The organism is Pontibacter brevis, assembly GCF_054779655.1.
Map to the genome: position 1 here is coordinate 14,956 of NZ_BAAGXV010000072.1, position 18,400 is coordinate 33,355.

12 protein-coding genes are annotated in these 18,400 nt (G+C 48.6%); 8 read left to right on the plus strand and 4 right to left on the minus strand.

Going from position 1 to position 18,400, the window contains the following annotated elements; genetic code table 11:
- Positions 1 to 322: 322 nt before the first annotated feature.
- The 4 genes from ACYVB1_RS15120 to ACYVB1_RS15135 all read left to right on the plus strand — a co-directional run bounded on the left by ACYVB1_RS15120 (position 323) and on the right by ACYVB1_RS15135 (position 8,039).
- Complete coding sequence (locus ACYVB1_RS15120) at positions 323 to 1,537, plus strand: porin (RefSeq protein ID WP_460924621.1); 1,215 nt, start codon at positions 323 to 325, stop codon at positions 1,535 to 1,537.
- A 516-nt stretch (positions 1,538 to 2,053) separates the two neighbouring features.
- Positions 2,054 to 2,992 carry a hypothetical protein gene (locus ACYVB1_RS15125; RefSeq protein ID WP_460924622.1) on the plus strand — a complete coding sequence of 313 codons (939 nt, stop codon included), beginning with the start codon at positions 2,054 to 2,056 and terminating at the stop codon, positions 2,990 to 2,992.
- A gap of 4 nt (positions 2,993 to 2,996) precedes the next feature.
- Entirely contained in the window at positions 2,997 to 4,541 is a 1,545-nt protein-coding gene (locus ACYVB1_RS15130; RefSeq protein WP_460924623.1) for a vanadium-dependent haloperoxidase, read from the plus strand.
- Positions 4,542 to 4,913: 372 nt separating this feature from the next.
- Positions 4,914 to 8,039, plus strand: a complete 3,126-nt coding sequence (locus tag ACYVB1_RS15135) for a transglycosylase domain-containing protein (RefSeq protein ID WP_460924624.1) — start codon at positions 4,914 to 4,916, stop codon at positions 8,037 to 8,039.
- Positions 8,040 to 8,334: 295 nt separating this feature from the next.
- Here ACYVB1_RS15135 and ACYVB1_RS15140 read toward each other — a convergent pair whose 3' ends face one another.
- From ACYVB1_RS15140 to ACYVB1_RS15155, 4 genes are all read right to left on the minus strand, one after another.
- Positions 8,335 to 9,210, minus strand: coding sequence for an SMP-30/gluconolactonase/LRE family protein (locus ACYVB1_RS15140; RefSeq protein ID WP_460924625.1), 876 nt, complete (start codon positions 9,208 to 9,210; stop codon positions 8,335 to 8,337).
- Positions 9,211 to 9,491: 281 nt separating this feature from the next.
- Positions 9,492 to 10,013: a GAF domain-containing protein gene (locus ACYVB1_RS15145; protein WP_460924626.1), complete on the minus strand. Its 522-nt coding sequence runs from the start codon at positions 10,011 to 10,013 to the stop codon at positions 9,492 to 9,494.
- A gap of 3 nt (positions 10,014 to 10,016) precedes the next feature.
- On the minus strand, positions 10,017 to 10,454 hold the full coding sequence (locus ACYVB1_RS15150; protein ID WP_460924627.1) for a response regulator: 438 nt from the start codon (positions 10,452 to 10,454) through the stop codon (positions 10,017 to 10,019).
- A gap of 1 nt (position 10,455) precedes the next feature.
- Positions 10,456 to 13,374 carry a PAS domain S-box protein gene (locus tag ACYVB1_RS15155; RefSeq protein WP_460924628.1) on the minus strand — a complete coding sequence of 973 codons (2,919 nt, stop codon included), beginning with the start codon at positions 13,372 to 13,374 and terminating at the stop codon, positions 10,456 to 10,458.
- A gap of 645 nt (positions 13,375 to 14,019) precedes the next feature.
- On the opposite strand from ACYVB1_RS15155, the gene ACYVB1_RS15160 reads away from it, so the two are divergent.
- From ACYVB1_RS15160 to ACYVB1_RS15175, 4 genes are read left to right on the plus strand one after another with little or no spacing between them, the layout of a single operon-like run.
- Positions 14,020 to 16,209, plus strand: coding sequence for a PAS domain S-box protein (locus tag ACYVB1_RS15160; RefSeq protein ID WP_460924629.1), 2,190 nt, complete (start codon positions 14,020 to 14,022; stop codon positions 16,207 to 16,209).
- Positions 16,199 to 16,612, plus strand: a complete 414-nt coding sequence (locus ACYVB1_RS15165) for a response regulator (protein ID WP_460924630.1) — start codon at positions 16,199 to 16,201, stop codon at positions 16,610 to 16,612. The genes ACYVB1_RS15160 and ACYVB1_RS15165 overlap by 11 nt, the downstream gene beginning before the upstream one ends.
- A gap of 51 nt (positions 16,613 to 16,663) precedes the next feature.
- Complete coding sequence (locus tag ACYVB1_RS15170) at positions 16,664 to 17,767, plus strand: sensor histidine kinase (protein WP_460924631.1); 1,104 nt, start codon at positions 16,664 to 16,666, stop codon at positions 17,765 to 17,767.
- Entirely contained in the window at positions 17,764 to 18,192 is a 429-nt protein-coding gene (locus ACYVB1_RS15175) for a response regulator (protein WP_460924632.1), read from the plus strand. The genes ACYVB1_RS15170 and ACYVB1_RS15175 overlap by 4 nt, the downstream gene beginning before the upstream one ends.
- Positions 18,193 to 18,400 lie beyond the last annotated feature (208 nt).

Below are 18,400 nucleotides of genomic sequence, written 5' to 3' on the forward strand. Positions count from 1 at the left end.
AGAAGTAAACCGCTGGTACATTCGCCAAATTTTGAAACTCTACTTATTAGCCATTGAGATTGTTTTACCTATATCATCAAATAGGAACACCTGTTACGTCCCCGCCGAAAGCTTAACACTACGTTAACATTGGCTTAATGAAGCAATAACACATACAAGCTTATTTTGCAGCGCACAGCAGCAGTAACAGCTATGGCAGTCTGACTAACTGCCGGGCTCTTCCTGCTGCTGTGCAGGAGCGTAGACAGCTTGTATAACTGTAGACGTTCCTGAAATTTTTTTATCACGGCTAAAGGCTATTTCTCACCTAACCCATTAACCAGTGAATCTTATTTTTAAAAGAGCAGGATTAGTATTTCTTCTGTCCCTTTTTGGGGGCTTCAGCGTTCAGGCGCAATCTATCATCAAAAGCAAGTTTGGCAAAGGTGTACAGGTAGTGGCTGCTGACACATCCTTCAGCATGAAATTCAGTACAAGATTTCAGACACTGTACCAGGGCAGCACCAACCCCACTACAAATGAATGGAAGGACAACCTCATTACCCGCAGGTTCCGCCTCAAGTTTGATGGCTTTGCTTTCTCCCCAAAGCTGGTGTACAAAATAGAACTCGCTCTTAGCAACAGAGACATCGGCCATGACACGCCGCTCATGACCAACAATGCCGATAACATCGTGCTGGATGCCGTGGCCAAATGGAACTTCGCCCCTAACTTTGAGCTGTGGGTAGGCCAGACAAAGCTGCCCGGCAACCGTGAGCGTGTCATCTCTTCTCAAAACCTACAGTTCGTGGACCGAAGCCTGCTGAACTCCCGCTTCAACATAGACCGGGACGCAGGTGTGCAGCTGCGCCATGAGCACCAGGTGGGACTGGCGGTAGTGCGCGAAATCGGCTCTGTCTCCATGGGCGAGGGCCGCAATGTCACTGCCAGTAACATAGGAGGCTACGACTACACGGCGCGCGTGGAGGTGCTGCCCTTCGGTGAGTTTAAGGGAGGAGGAGACTATGTGAGCAGCGATATCTACAGAGAAGAAACACCGAAGCTTTCTGTCGCTGCTTCCTATGATTATAACGACGGTGCCATTCGTGAAGGCGGCCAGTTAGGCGACTTCCTGAGCGAGCAGCGGGACCTGAGCACTGTGTTCGTAGACGCCATGTTCAAGTACAGGGGCTTCTCATTCATGGGCGAGTACGCCAATAAAGAAGTTATCAATAACTCGTTGAACCAGGAAGTACCGGAAGGTCCCGTAGTGAAATGGGACGAAGAGGGAAACGTGGAGGAGACATTCACAACGGGCAGAGGCCTTAATATGCAGGCCGGCTACGTCTTCAAAACCAACTGGGAAGTAGCAGGCCGCTTTACGAATTTTGACCCTACTCCTGTTACCGGGAAAAGAGCGCAAAAGCAGTACACAGTAGGTCTGTCAAAATATATCGTCGGCCACAGCCTCAAGGTGCAGGGAGACGTAACGCTGCAGCAGCAGGAGCGCCGGGACGACGTGTACCAGTTCAGGCTGCAGATGGAGGTAGCGCTGTAAGGAGAAAGACTAAAAATATAACAGTACCTGTTAAAGCTAGCCCGGTAGGGCTGGCTTTTCTTGTTGATATTAATAGCTCACTTCCATAAGCTACCCACTCAAGCGCCTCATCTTCCTCTCATAGGCCTGTCCCTTTAGAGGATACATGATTTTTTCTACGCATGTGTCTGGGATAAACTTTCATTGTTTTCAGTAGTGCCTTTCCAGGCTGTTTTCAGCCTGAAAGCGTGGAGAATGAAAGGGTCTCAGGTATAGCTGATTTACTCCTCCTGTTCCTTTTAAAAAAAATTTCCCTAAGTAACGTGTGGATATCAGCTGAAAGATTATATATTTAATCGTGATAAAATAACCATATGAAACACAGTACCTTCAGGAGCTGTTTTGAGGTCTTTAGACGCTCTTATAGCCATTCCCTTTTCTACTGCACTATCCACTGTTAAACAGCTCGTACGTGGCAGGAGCTAACCTCTTGCTCTTTCCGGATCCCATTCTGTTTTCTCTATCAGCAAACCACTTATGAAAAGAGTTTTCTACCCAATCCTCTTGGGATTTGCGACCCTCTGCATGAGTCTTTTTTCTGTTGTTTCCTATGCCCAGACCGAGCAGGATGCCCTGATGATGGGCCAGCGGTCACTTTGTGTGGCGGGCACCGTGAGCTACAGCAGTTGGACGAACTACTGGGAAGGAACCTTTAAACGGGACAATGAGAACATGGGCCAGGTTTCCACGAAAACCGCTGCACTCATGCTGAACTATGGCCTGAGGTCGAACCTGAACATCATGGCTACCCTGCCTCATATCAGCACAGCGGCCAGCCAGGGTACTTTAAGTGGGCTGGATGGTTTCCAGGACTTAGGTTTTGCCGTTAAGTGGCGGGCTTTGCAATGGCAAGGCAATAATCAAACTGTGTCGGTTTTTGCTGTTGGCGGTTTCTCTACCCCTACCAATCAATACAATATTGAGTTACTGCCCATGAGCATTGGCCTGGGCAGCCAAGTTTTCAGTGGCAGACTGATTTCTGACCTGCAGGTGAACAATTTTAATTTTACCCTTTCGGGCGCTTACCTGCACCGGGGCAATGCAACCCTAGACCGCCCGGCATACTACACTGACCGCCTCATCAATTCAAATGAAGTGGACATGCCGGATGCCGGAAACTTTCAACTGCGCACCGGCTACCGGAGCAGCCGCATTATTGCAGAGGCTTTTGTCGATAACATGACCACTTTCGGTGGATTTGACATCCGCAAAAACGACATGCCTTTTGTAAGCAACCGGATGAACAGCACAAGAGTGGGCGTAGAGGGGAAACACTACCTGGCGCGCATCCCTGCGCTGGGCCTTCATGCTGCCGCCTGGCATACGTTGGCGGGCCGCAACATGGGCCAGTCTACGGGTTGCCTGGCCGGGATAGACTACATCTTTGACTTTACTCCAAACACCACAATAAATTAGTCACATGAAAAAGCCCTTCGCCTTCCTGTTGTCCTGCCTGTGCCTCCTGCACCTGATGTCCTGCGACAAAGACGTTGTGGAGACCAATGCCGGCTACCCGGCCCTGCAGCCAGCCCAGACCGACGCTGATGCTGGCTCCTGGACCCCTCTCATCGTGTCTTCAGCGGCTGATTTTCCACTTTCTGCTCCGGAGGCTACTGCCTCTGCTGCCTATCAGCAGGAACTGAAAGAACTAAAAACACTGACAGCCAACTTAACGGCAGAACAGAAAAGAATCGTTGATTACTGGAAAGTAGGCAGCGTGCTGCGGTGGAATGAGATTATGAGGGAGCTGGTAGCCAAGCACAACCTGCCTCCTTACCAAAACCCTGACAACACGTACCCGGTGCCAAGTGCTGCCAACCCGTTTGCTTACCCGGTATTTCCCTTTTCCAACCCGCCTTATGCAGCCAGGGCCTATGCTTATGTAAGCGCAGCGCAGTACGATGCGCTCGTGATGGCGTATCATTTCAAGAACGAGTACAAGCGGGCAGCCCCTTACCAGGTTGATGCCTCCATCAAACCGGCGGTTCCTAAAACCGAGTTAGCCGCTTATCCTTCAGAGGATGCTGTGGTTGCCGGAGCGTCTTTGGAAATGATGAAGCTTTTGTTTCCGGCTGATATTGCCTACCTCACGAAGATGGCGGAAGAGGAAAAGAACTGCCGCCTGTGGAGCGGGGCCAATGTACGTAGTGATGTAGCGGCTGGAGATTCCCTGGGCAGATGGGTGGCCAGGAAAGTGATTCAAAGAGCGAAAACAGATGGCATGGGCGCATCAGTTGGCACGCAGGAGCTCTGGACCAAGCTGGAGGATGACTGCAAAGCAAGAGGCGAAACTCCCTGGATGTCTTTAGAAACACCAAAGCGCCCGCCCATGTTACCACTTTTCGGTGATGTAAAACCCTTGCTGTTCGATAGAGCGGATGTACCTGCCTTGCGCCCCGGTCCACCTCCGTCTGCTACTTCTGAGCAGATGCGTAAAGAGCTGGATGAGGTATTGAGCTTCACGATGAACCCTACGCTGGAGCGGATGCGCATCGTTAATTTTTGGGCGGATGGCGTAGGCACTTCAACACCACCAGGCCATTGGAACGCCATTGCCACAGAGGAATTTGTAAAGAAGCACTACAGTGAAGTGCGGTGGGCTCGCAACTATGCTTTATTGAACGCTGCCTTGATGGATGCGGCCATTTTGTGCTGGAATACGAAGTTCTATTATTTCAACGCCAGGCCTTGCCAGTTAGAACCTAAAATAAAAACGCTCACCGGGGTGCCTAACTTTCCTGCCTATGTGTCCGGGCATTCTACTTTCAGTGGTGCAGCGGCTGCTGTGCTGGGGCATCTTTTGCCGGAGCGGGCCAGTGACTTCCAGGCGATGGCACAGGAGGCTTCTGATTCCCGCTTGTATGGGGGGCTCCACTACCGCGCAGATTGCCGGGAAGGTCTTATAGCTGGAAAGAAAGTTGGCAATTACGCGATTGCTCGTGCCGGAACAGACGGGGCAGACTAATTGCTATACTGACTTTTAATACCTGAATATGTCAAAAATGTAAAAGCCTCTCCCGTCCGGAGGGGCTTTTACATTGCTGCCTGCAGCAGCGGCAAACTGCTTATATATTTATCAGTTGTATTAGTTGCCTGCTTGAAATGTACTGTTTTAAAAGTTTTCCTGCAGTAAAGCAGTAGGCGGGCGCATAACATCCTGCATCAAGAGTTTTAACATAGGAGTGCCATCTCTTTTGTACAATCCTGCTTCTCAGAAGAACAGCGGTTGCTAACGGCGTGACATAATATTTTTTTCTGATTCAGTCACCTTTGCGCTGGACAAAACGTAAAAATATGCACGGAGCCCTCCGCTTTTCATCCTTAAAAATGTCCAATTATGATTATCAATGACCATCAACCTACTGAAAAGGAAAGGAAAAAGAAGAAGCGTGGGGCCATACTCAAGTGGTTGTTTGTTGCCATATTGGTGCTGGGTGTAATTTTCGGTTTCGCTGCCGTGGCTTATGAGGTGCATACCTCCAGGTTTCAGGCACAGGAGCTTTCTGAATACTCCTCTACGCTCACCTACCGACTGGACGAAGGGCCAAGTGACACGATCATTTATCCGAAGAACGGACCTTTTGACATGCGCCTGGGTTATACACAACTGCCGCATCTCCTGGACCGGGCGCAACAGCGGGGCATGGAGGTAGCATACCAGACCCGGTTTTCTCCGGCCCTGATGGACTACACATCCAGGGGATTCTTTACACCTTACCTGGAAAAAAGCCAGACTGGCCTGAACATCGTGGATTGCAGGGGTGAGTCTGTCTATCATTCTCCTTATCCAAAGCGCGTGTACGCCAGCTTTGAGTCTGTTCCCGCTCTTACGGTACAATCATTGCTGTTCATAGAAAACAGGGAACTGTTAGACACGAGCAGGCCCTATATGAACCCGGCGGTTGACTGGGGGCGTTTCACTAAAGCCATTATGCATGAGGCTGCCAAGGCCATTGGCCTGGAGTACGAGACAATAGGCGGCAGCACACTTCCCACCCAGATAGAGAAATACCGGCACTCTCCGGCAGGTATTACTGCCGGTCCACGTGATAAGCTGATGCAAATGATATCTGCCAGCGTGCGCGCTTATCAGGGAGGTCCTGAGACGCTCCCTGCCCGTCAGGCTGCCTTGCTTTCTTATGTGAACACGGTGCCGCTCTCAGGTGCTCCGGGATATGGTGAGATACATGGCCTGGGCGATGGGCTCTGGGTCTGGTTCGGTGCTGATTTTAACAACGTCAACCATCTTTTAAGCCTTGACAATGCCAAAGGAGATACCCTGGCCGCCCAGGGGCAGGCCCTGCGGCAGGTCATCTCCCTGATGATTGCCCAACGGCGGCCGTCTTACTACCTGGGAGGCCGGGGACGGGCAGAGTTAAGCAATCTGGCAGGAAGCTACCTGCGCCTGATGGCGAAAAACGGTTTTATCAGTCCTGAATTGCGGGATGCAGGGCTTGCCCAGGAAGTAACCTTCCGTGACTTCAGCAAGGAGCCAGCCGTAACACCCATGGATACAGACAAGGGAGTGTTGATGGTGCGCACCCATCTTTCAGAGCTGCTGGGTACCTCCTTGTATGACCTGGACCGCCTGGACCTTGCCGCCACCACCACCCTGCAGCATGATTTGCAGAAACAGGTCAGTACTTACCTGGACAGCCTGAGCGATCCGAAATTTGCGAGTTCTGTCGGCCTTTTTGGGGAGCGTCTGCTCACGCCGAGCAGTACAGAACAAGTGCGTTATAGCTTTACGCTGTTTGAGCATACCCCGCAGGGAAACCTGGTACGGGTGCAGACAGATAATACCAACCAACCCTTCGACATTAACGAAGGTAGCAAACTGGAACTGGGATCCACTGCCAAACTGCGGGTGCTGGTAACGTACCTGGAAGTAATTGCTGAATTGCACAAGCGTTACGCAGATCAGCCACAGGAGGTGCTGCGAGCTGCTTTAGCTAAACCGCAGGATAACCTGAGCAGCTGGGCGCTGGCGTACCTGATCAGGGAGAAAGACAAGACCCTGCCTGCCATGCTTCGTGCAGCGTTGGAGCGCCGCTACTCAGCCAGTCCGCGGGAGGTCTTTTTTACAGGCGGCGGACTGCATACCTTTCGCAACTTCAGAAACGAAGACAACTGGAGCAATCCTACTGTGCGGGAGGCCTTGTTGAAGTCCATCAACCTGCCTTTCGTTCGGGTAATGCGGGACCTGGTGCGCTACAGTACCAACCAGGCCACCGGCAACAGAGCAGAGCTTATGCTGGACGACCGTGACCCACGCCGCAAGAAGTACCTGACCCAGTTCGCCGACAGAGAAGGGAAAATGTTCCTGCTGCGCTTCTGGCGCAAGTACAACGGTAAAACCCCGGAAGAACGACTAAATAAATTCCTGGACGGGCTACGCCAGGACCCTGTCCGGCTGGCCGCTGTACACCGCTACCTTTACCCTGAGACCGACTCTGTCAGCTTTGGGAAGTTTCTGCGCGAGCGTTTGCCAAACGAGAAAATAAGTGACGAGCGGGTGATGGAGCTGTACCATCGGTATGGCCCTAATGCCTATAACCTCCCTGACCAGGGGTATATAGCCCGGGCCCATCCACTGGAGCTATGGGTGCTCGGTTACCTGTTGAAGCATCCGGAAGCTACGTGGTCCGACGTGGTAGAAGCGAGCCAGGACCAACGGCAGGAAGTGTATGCCTGGCTGTTCCGTACACGCTACAAAAACGCACGTGATTCCCGCATCAGCACGATGCTGGAGGTAGAAGCTTTCGCAGACATTCAGCAGCGCTGGGAGCGGCTCGGTTATCCTTTCGATCACTTGGTACCCTCGTTTGCCACGGCGCTGGGATCTTCCGGCGACCGCCCGGCGGCGCTGGCAGAGTTGATGGGTATTATTCTGAACAATGGGGTACGCCAAAAAACACTCCGCATCCAAAGCCTGCATTTTGCTGCCAATACGCCCTATGAAACTTCCTTGAAGCACCAGGCTTTGGCAGGGGAGCAGGTACTTGCGCCCGAAGTGGCTGTTGCCGTGCGGGAGGCGTTGTCAGACGTGGTGGATGCCGGAACAGCCCGCCGCCTGCAGGGTGGGTTTACGAAGGCCGATGGCCAGCCACTGGCTATGGGCGGAAAAACAGGCACCGGCGACAACCGGCTTGTGACGATGAGTGCCCGCGGGCACCGTATGGCTTCCCGTGCTGTAAACCGCACGGCCACCTTTGTGTTCTTCTTGGGCGAAAACCATTTCGGCACGCTGACTGCCTTTGTGCCCGGCCGCGAAGCCGCAGGCTTCAGTTTCACCTCGTCGCTGCCGATCCAGGTGCTGAAAGGTATGGCTCCAATCCTGGAGCCTTACCTGGAGCCGGGTGTCAGGACATTGTGTGCAGATGCGCCAGAGGCTCCTCCGGCGGGTAAGCAGGTGATTGCTGTTGAAGAAACCGTAACTACTGCGGCACCCGCAGGTAGCTAGCTTGTTTGTTCCGCTAGTTTATCTTTGTACCAGAAGCAAAAGACACCTGACTGTCTCTTGAAGCAGTGCCAGGGTTTGGTAGCTTGCGCACAAGTATATCAGTACGTTCCTGATTTTGTTTGATCAGAAAAGGAGCAAGAAAAAAGGGAATAGCTGCTTAACGGCTATTCCCTTTTTTCTTGTGTTGGTCACTCTTCTACAGCCCGAGCAAAGGCGTCCGATTGGATGCTATGTTACAGGCAGTAAACGGTCCGGGCTTTAAATTGAAGCAGTAATGAGTCTTCCCTGACTTCAGTTAATAGTCCAGCTTATAGGCAACAACTCTGTTCTTTTGGAAAGTTGGCACCAGTACCAGTTGCTGTTCTTCTATGTAGTCAATATCAGCAGTGTTGGATTCCTCAGCTTTTGTGTCCAGCAGCAGGTGCTCTTTTCCATTTCGGACAAGGTAGATTTCTCCCTGCCAGCGGCTGGCAATGTAGGTGCTGTCGTCTATAATTACCAGGCCATCGCCGCCTGTTACAGTGGTATTCACAGGTTCAGCGCTCTTAGTTTCCATGTTGTACCTGCGTAGTCCTTGTCCATCCAGCACAAACATTTCGCCTGCCTCATTAAAGGCAATTCCATTGATGCCCTTCAGGCCTTCTGCCACTGTATTCACGCTGCCGTTTTCCAGCACATGTACTTTGCCTGTCTCTGAGTCCGTGAAATACACCTTCTCTCCATCGGTAGCCGCATCGTTCAGGAAGGCAGCCCCCTGCACAGGGTAACGATTTGCAACCGTGCTGTCGGCAACGTTTATTTCCACGAGCTCGTCAATGTCTGTCACGTATAGCTTGCCGTCCATCAACGCCATGCCCTTAGGTGCGTTCAGCCCTGATACCCAGTTCAGTTGGCTTATAGAACCATCAGGATTCATGATAGATATAAAACCTTTTCCGTCCTTTTCAGAATGATGACCCTGTATGTTGCTGACATAAATAATGTCGTTTTCTTTATCATACAGCGTTGATTCGGCAGTCGTCATAACGGTGTCTGTTTCCCATGCCTTTGTAAGGGCAGGGGTAGTTGCTGTTTCTGTTGCCGTCGCTTCTGAGGTCTCCTGGTTTTCAGATTCACCGGAACAGGAAAACAGGGCCGCAGCGAGAAATAAAAGGGGAAAGGTGCTCTTCATAGTCAGATAGTTTTAGTTAAAACAAGATTTCAATATTAAAATAAAAAAAAATATGGGAATACGAAAGACTGGTGCTCTCAGTACACCATGTATCTATAAAAGGTTATCCGTGTGTTGGCGGGGTAAGAGTGGGGATGAACTGAGTTTGTGCCGGTATAAGAAAGATACAGGAACGCGAAGAGGGTAACCAGTGGCTGGTACACTTCTTCGCTGCTGGAAAAATAAAGTTAATCCTCGACAGGCCTGCCCTGTCAGCCTCTGCAGGGGAGGCTTGAAAGAAGTTACTGGCTTTTTACAGACAGCCGTTCTTCAAGCTCTTCCATGACAACAGCTGCCAGGCCTCCGAGCATTTTTTCTTCGTCCTTAGAGAATTTTCGTGGTTTTTTATCTGCAACGGCAACAACGCCAAGGTTATAGCCATCGAACGTTTTGATAGGGGCAGCGGCATAAAATTGTATGCCTAATTGTTTTTGTGTTGCCGGATCGGCCAGGAGGCAGGGGTGATCGTCCATGTTCTCAAAAACAGTTACCTCATCCTGCAGTACAGCCAGTGAGCACAGGCCTTGCTCTCTCCTGATTTCAGTAACATCGGTCATGCCTATGCTAGCTTTTATCAGTATGTTGCGTTCATCCACAAAATTTATAAACGCGAACGGCACATTAAAAATCCGGGCTGCTATACTAACTACGTGGTGAAACGTGCCGGACTGCTCGTAATTATTTTCGATGTTGTAGCCGTACAGCTTTGCCAGCCTCGCTTTTTCGTTGTCTCTACTGCTTTGGTTTTCGGATATGTCCTCCATGTGTTAAAGAGTATGTTCTTGGGTAATGGGCTTTATGTGCCAGGGCATTGGTGGGTTACCTCTGAATTGATTAAAAACAAGTTGAATGTCTTCACTTGTGATTGGCTTGTGCAGCAGGCCTGTTACCACCGGGTAGTCCTGCATCCTGTTTGTCTCTGAGATGTCAAGAGAGGAAGTGAGTATATAGAGGCTGCACTTTTGGTCTAGTTTTTCATGAAGTGGTGCCAGTGCCTCCAGAAAATCCCAGCCATCCATAAGCGGCATGTTCAGATCCAGAAATATCAGATCCGGGATGGTGTCATCCGTACAAGCATGCAGCACCCCTAAAGCCGCTGAGGCCGAGAGGAAAGTTTGAATGGTGTGGGTTGTGCCTTCTAAATCCAGCATGTTCCTGGTTAAGAATATACTTAAATGATCATCGTCGATAATAAATATTTTCATGTCAGATTTTAGGTAAGTAAATAAGGAACCTGGTGCCAACTCCTACCTGGCTGGTAACTTCTACATGCCCGCCCATTGCCTCCAAGTGCGTTTTAACCAGGTACAAGCCAATCCCTCTGCCTTTTTTGTCTGCATGAAACCGCTTGTAAAGCTTGAAAAGGTTGTTGTTTGCCTTCTTCATGTCGAAACCAGACCCATTATCAGAGAAAGAGATAACCGTGCCTTTGCCTGAGTTGCCAAAGCTTTTGATACGCACCACCAAACTTCGTTCTTCGGACCTGTACTTAATAGCATTGGATAGAAAATTATAGAATATGCTGTACAGGTACGCCTTGTTCACCCTCACGCTAAGGCCTTCCTCCACAGCATTGATCAGTGTTCCCCCGCATTTTTGAAGCGGCTCCTGCAACGACGATACCACCTCTGTTATGACAGCCTTGATGTCTACAGACTCATGTTCAAGGTTTTCCTTGCTGTCCCGTATCGTCAGGATGGTGTTGATGTCTTTCAAAACGACATCTAATTGTGAGATGCTCTGGTTTAAGTTTGAAACCGCTTTGTCATACATCTCAGATTCCTTATCGAGTCTGGTCAGGAGGTTCGCTAAACCCATTACGTTGGCAACGGGTGCACGGAGGTTATGCGAAATAATATAGCTGAACTGCTGCAGGTCGCTGTTTTGGGCATAGAGTTCCTGCGTCATTTTCAGCAGGTTGGCCTCTGCTTCTTTCCTGAAAGTGATGTCTTTCTGGATCGCGATGAACTGCTTTACAGAGCCAGCGGAATCGAAAATAGGGGTGACATCCATCGATACCCAGAATTTCTCCCCGGACTTCCTGTAGTTGATAAGCATGGCATTGAACGGAACCCCCAGTTTCAGGTTCTCCCGCATCATCTTGATGGCTGCTTCTTCGGTCTCCTCACCCTGTAAGAACTCGCCTGGTTTTCTGCCTGCAATTTCGGCGAGGGTGTAGCCTGTTGTTCTGGTAAAGCCTTCGTTCACCCACTCCGTTAAACCGGCCGCATCTGTAATAATAACGCCGTGTGTTGTTTTGCTGGCTACCACCGACAGCTTTTCAAGCTCCTCTTGTGACCTTACCCTGTCCGTGATGTCTGTCTGAACGGTAACGAATCCGGAAAATCCGCCATTCCCGTTCCAGTCGTTGATTGGGTTTACCTGAACAGAAAGCCACAGCTCTTCTCCGCTTTTCCGGTAATTCAGTATCTCAAAAGACACAGGCTTGCCGCTTTCCATTCTGTCCTTCAAATTCTCAAAAGCAGATGTTTCTGTTTTTGGTCCATGCAGAAATTCAGAAGGCACCTTTCCCACCACCTCATCCAGGCTATAACCTGTCAGCCTCGTGAAGCCTTCATTCACCCACTCAATGCGGCGTGCCCTGTCGGTAATAATGACACCGTTGGTTGTTTTGCTTGCCACCAGGGAGAGTTTTTCAAGTTCCTGCCTTGACTTTACCTGTTCTGTAATGTCAGTATAGATGGCAACAAACTTAGAGATGTCGCCTTTCTCGTCAAGGGTTGGGCTTACCTGTACAGAAAACCAGATGTCTTCGCCGTTCTTTTTAGAGTTCAGAATCTCAAAAGACACCGGCGCGCCACTTAGCATTTTATCTTTTACTCCCTCATAAGCACCTGCGTTGGTACGTAAGGTGCGCAGTAATTCAGAGGGTCTTTTCCCCACTGCCTCTTCCAGGGTGTAGCCTGTCAGCCTGGTGAAACCTTCATTTACCCATTCAATTTTGTCAGTCTTGTCGGCTATGAGCACCCCGTTGTTCACCTTGCTTGCTACCAGCGAAAGCTTTTCAAGCTCCTGCCTTGACTTTACTTTCTCTGTTACATCATCAAAGTAAACAGACAAACCCTCCTCCGAAGGGAACGCTCTCACGTCCACCCAGACATCATGCGCATCATGGTATGCTTCAAACTGAACAGATTTCCTGCTCTCAACCGCCTCATGGTATTGCTGGTAAAAAACAGTGTTCACTTTAGCTGGAAACGTTTCCCAAAAGTTTTTACCTATATAACCTCCCTTGTCCAGAAGCATGAGCCTTTTAGCTTCTTGATTGATATAAGTGAAGTTCCAGTTCTTGTCTAAGGTGAAGAACGCGTTGGTGATGCTTTCGAAGATGGTGTGGAGTTTTTTTGATTGCCGCCTGATGGTCTGGTAGGAGCGAACGATGGGTGTGATATCTTTCGCTATAGTCTGTACGCCTATCGTTTCCCCGTTTACTGTAATAGGAAACGTAGTCGCTTCAAACACACGTTGCTCTTTGCTTTTTGTTATGAATTCCAGCTCAAACCTTTGCGTGCTGCCCTTCAGGGCTTTGGCCAGGTAGGCTTCGTAAGCCAATACCATATCAGGCGGTAAAAATGAGCTTGTCGCACGGTTAATGACTTCTGCCTTGGAAAGGCCCAGAATTCTGCAAAAGCTCTGGTTTACCTCTGTTACCAGGCCTTCTTTGTTTTCAATGTAAACGATGTCGGGGTTGTTGTCGAAGAGGGCTTTGTACCGTTGCTCACTTTCCACTAACCGGGCCTGACTGACTTTCTGAGCCGTGATGTTTCGACCTACACAATACAGCACCTTATCGTTTTCAGACCATACGCCATACCAATATATATATACCGTATGCCCCTCTTTATGGATATAACGGTTCTCAAAACTGGTTTTCCTGGTGCCATCAAAAACTGTCTCTATTGCCTGTTGGGTAAGCAAACCGTCCTCCGGGTGAAGGAAATCAGATAAATGGCGGCCTGTTAATTCGCAGCTCTCATACCCCAGTATATGCCTGCAGGCATCGTTTATATGCCTGATGTAACCGTCCCGGCTAATACTCCCTGTAATATCAACAGCGTGTATCACTAATTTTTCGAAATCAGATAGCGTATTAACAGGTATCATCTAATAGGGGTACTTATATTTAGTAATTTTAATTATTGGTTTATTTATATTGTAAAGCATTAAGCGTTTTGAATATGCCTCCTAAAAAAACCCGAAAGCAAGTTAATAGAATAATTTAGACTTGTTTGTCAAGTTATGGGTAATTTTTATTATGTTAGAAAACTGCAATAGGTTTGTTTTGCTGAATTCTTATAGTTTTAAAAATAGTCCTAAATGTGTAGCTTCAAAGCTGTTGCTTTCTAAAGGCAGCCACAGCCGCTTGAAGTTACCCGGTTCTTCGCCTGTATGAAGTACCTTTTGTAGTTATTTTTAACCTGAAACGGAAAGAAGGTAACAACTTTGCAAATGCGTGTATCAACATTAAATCCTATTTATATTCTTTTTTTAAATTAGATTTATTGGGTAAAATGCTGTTTTTCGAACGATTTTATGGGTTGGCAATATGATATACTTTAAAAAAAGATAATTTTAAGGAACTTACTCTTCCCGAAGGGAGTCTGTACTTGCCGCTGATGAAAATTGTATTAGCAGTTGATGCAGCCCCTGTAGCTTTTACCATACTTTTAAACTCTGTTAGAGCTGTTTTGGACAGGAGGGTTTTATTAACTGGAATTTAGATGATGGTATTGAGATTAGCTTAGCGTTATGTATAGTACCGAACAAAATAATAGTTTAGAGTTTTCCTTATTAGCATATAGTACAGACCTGATTTGCATTATTGACGCTGAAGCGGTTTTCAGGTTTATTGGTGGCGCCGTGCAGCACATGTTTGGTTATCAGCCGGAAGAAATGCTGGGCTTATGTGCCTTTGACTTTATTCATGAAGACGATCTGCCCAAAGCTAAAAAGGCACTGCAAGAGGCGCAGCATACAAAAGTAACTGAGGCGCCTTATTTCAGGTTCAGGGCAAAGTCAGGGGAGTGGCGATGGCTGGAGTGTACCATCACCAACATGATCGATAATACAGGAATACAAGGGTTTGTTACCAGCTCCCGGGATATAACGGAGCGATTGAAAACCTCCCAAATGCTTCAGGAAAGCGAGCAGCGCTTCAGGGCGCTTTTTGAAAGCCATGCGGATGCGGCTGTGTTCCAGAACAGGCAGGGGGTCATTATCGACGCTAACCCGGTTATGGTTTCTTTGCTTAAGATGAAAAAGCAGGAAGTGGTAAACAGGCCATTAATAGATTTTCTTCCTCAGGAAACAGTACCCGTTTGTCAGCAGACGCTCCGGCAATCACTCCTCGGAAGCCCCATCAGGTATGATATTGCCATACCCTTTGAGGAGGCAGGTACCGTTATGGTAGACGTCATTAAGATTCCTGTGAAAGTGAAAGGGGAAGTTATCGGTGTCTACAGCATCTTCCGGGATGTGACAGATGTCTATAATTCCCGCAAAATTATAGAGCAGCAGGCGGGCAAGCTGAATTCTATTTTGGAAAGCATTACAGATGCGTTCTTCACAGTAGATAAGGAGTGGCTCTTCAGTTACGTAAATTCCGTTTTTGCGGAGCTTAAAGGTTATGAGCGGAGCGAACTGATCAATAAGAACATCTGGTATACCTTCCCGGGCCTGGCTTCTGCTGACTTCTTCAGGCAATGCCACGAGGCTGTAAAGAGCGGTAGTGCCAGGCATTTTGAGGAAACCTTCGCTTACTCCGGAAGGACTTTCAGTTTTAGCGTGTACCCGTCTGAGGAAGGGGTTTCTGTTTTCTTTACTGATGTAACAGAAATACAGCGGTCAAGAGAGGAGCTTGAGAAGCTATCGCTGGTGGCGAGCAAGACAGACAATGGCGTCATCATAACAGATGCAGCCGGAAGAACAGAGTGGGTGAATGATGGCTTTACTAATATAACAGGCTACACCCTCGCCGAGATGGCTGGTAAAAAGCCGGGCAAAGTGCTGCAGGGGCCGGAGACGGACAAGGAAGCAGTAAAAGAAGTTAGCAGAAACCTGCAGCAGGGCGTTCATTTTAACACCATGCTCATTAACTACAGGAAGTCCGGGGAGAAGTTCTGGGTGTCGATGGATATCACCCCTATCCTGGATAAGGGCGGAACAATTACGCAGTTTATCGCGATCCTGAAAGATATTACATACCGGAAAGAGACGGAGGCAAACCTGCTTAAGGTAACACAGGATCTTCATCAGCAGAACAAAGACCTGCAGCAGTTCAGCTATATGATTTCGCATAACCTGAGAGCGCCTGCTGCCAACGTAATGGGACTCGCTGATATATTGAGCGCTGTGGACAAAAACTCCAGCATGTTTGACGAGGCACTGAGCAGGATAAAAACATCTGCCCAAACGCTGGACACAGTGATACGGGACATGAACCATGTCTTGTCCATCAGGGAAAACAACTACATCCTCGAAAAGGAAGAAGTGAATGTCTCGGATGTTTGCGGTGAGGCGCTTTCTGCGGTTTCGCGCGAACTCATTGGGTGCCAGCACACCGTTAACGTCGACATAGATAAAAGCCTTACCCTGGTCTCCAACAGGGGTTACTTGTTCGAGATCCTGAAAAACCTTTTCTCTAATGCAATAAAATTCAGAAAGAGAAACGAGACGCTGACCCTGGATGTGGAAGCGCTGCAGAAGGATGAGGACGTGGAGTTGGTGGTGAAAGACAACGGCATTGGGATGGACATGAGCATGGTGGGAAAAGACCTGTTTAAACTTTATAAGCAGTTCCATAAAGGGTACGAAGGTCGTGGTATCGGCCTCTTTTTAGTGAAAACCTATGTGGATGCGCTTGATGGCAGTGTGCAAGTGAGCTCAGAACCAGACAATGGAACTACCTTCAGAATCAAACTTGATGTGTATGCTAAATAAGGTCTATGTAATTGATGATGATGAGATCTCCCTGTACCTGGCACAAACAGTCTTCGAACTGTACGCTCCCCAGACTGAATGTGTCTGTTTCGACAATGCTATACAGGCGCTAAGGCGCTTAGAGGAAGATGTACTGGAAGAAACATTACCCAATCTTATTCTGCTGGACCTGAATATGCCGGTAATGAGTGGACTCGGTTTTCTGAAGGCTGTCAGGCCAATGGCAGCGGCCTTAGAGAACAAGTGCTTTATTTGTGTCCTGACGTCTTCTGTGAACGAGCAGGACAGGTTGCAGTGCCTGGCAAGCGGCTTAGTGCTCGATCTAATACAGAAGCCATTTGTCGAAGAAAAGCTTATGCTGGTAAGCAAGTTGTTGGTAAGACTTAACCTGTCGCTGACTTAACACATTAATTAATTTTTTATCTATATGACCACTTCTCACGAACAGGGTTACATGGACTTAAACATGGCGCTGGAGCTTTACCAGATTGGAGGGCTCAACCAGACGCTGTTCAACCACCATCCGGATGCTATTTACATCCTTGACCTGGAGGGTAACTTCAGGATGGTGAATGAAAAAGTCTGCAAGGTGGTAGGGCTTGAGCGGGAACAGCTGATAGGGAAAAGTTTTGAGCCGCTTATTCAGGAGGAATACATGTCCCTAACACGGCACAAGTTTGAACTGGCAATACAGGAGAAACCGCAGCGATATGAAACAGCTATTGTTACGTCTGAAGGGGTCATATACCTGGATATAACAAACTTTCCGCTGAAAGTAGAGGGGAAGGTGCTAGGTACATTCGGAATAGCCAAAGACGTTACCCTGAAGAGAAAGAAGGAGCATGAACTCCAGGAGTATGCTGCCTTGCTGAAGGCGCGCAATGAGGAACTGGAAGTGCTTCGTAACATCCTTGCTCATGATTTGCGGAAGCCGGTGGCAAACGCAATTGGTTTCTCCAAACTGTTAGAGGCAGCCTTGCTACCGCCGGAAAAAGAGCGGGAGGTAAAAAACCTGTTGCTAAAGACGGTGGAGTCTGTTGATGCCATGGTGCGGGACCTGAATGAGATAGTAGCATTAAAATCAGTTGGAAGGGAGTCCAAAGAGCAGATTCTGGTGCATGCATCACTGGAAAATATACTGTCTCTTTTTGCCAATGAAATAATGGACATACACGCTTCTGTAACACTGCGTGTAGAACCAGGCCTTTATCTGAATACTGTGAAGGGGTACTTCAACAGTATCATGCGGAACCTTTTGTCTAATGCTTTGAAATACCACACCCCGCATAGCAAACCATCTGTGCTGGTTACAGCAGTAGGCGCTGAAAATGGGATTGAAATAGGTGTGCAGGATAACGGAGTAGGAATGGACATGGCCAGCATGTCTGAAGACCTTTTTAAAATGCACAAGCGTTTTGCTCCTTCGCTTGCCGAAGGCAATGGCCTTGGGCTGTACATCGTGAATGAGCAGGTAAAGCTCTTGGGGGGCACCATTTCAGTGACTAGTGCGCCCGGTGTAGGCTCTGAATTTAAAATTTTCTTACCGACCGGAATATGAATATGAACACGCTGGGAAATGTGATGTTGCTGGACGATGACTGTTTCTGCAACAGGATGAATACTTTTGTCATTGAACAAATTAATGCTGCAAAGTCAATTATTACCTTCGAGGCTGCCATGGATGCCCTGCAATACCTGGAAGGTTTGATAAAGGAGGAAAAGTATGATGACTTCCCCGATGTTATCCTGCTCGACCTGAATATGACGTTTATGAGTGGGTGGGGCTTTTTAGAAAAGTTCAGTGCGTTTTCGCTCCGCTACAAGCAGAAGGCAAGTGTTTATATTCTCACTTCAAGTATACAAGCATCAGACAGGGAAGCCGCTGCGCTGCATGCAGAGGTAAGCGGATACATTGAAAAGCCTTTTACCACTTTAGAACTGGAGTACGTAATGGCCGAGCAACAGAGCCGGGTGTTACAGTAATGGTTCACACATCATATAGGGAGCGATGTTCACTCCACCAGCGGCCCCTCTTGTTTACAAGAGGGGCCGCTGGCTTTATAGAGCCAGCATAAACCCGGAACCGGTGTAAGCTCCCCCGTATTTTGAGCCATTTGAAAGTTGACTTTTCAATTTACAATTTCTTCCAATAAATCAACCGGAGCTCTGAAGTTGAGGGCCTGATGAGGCC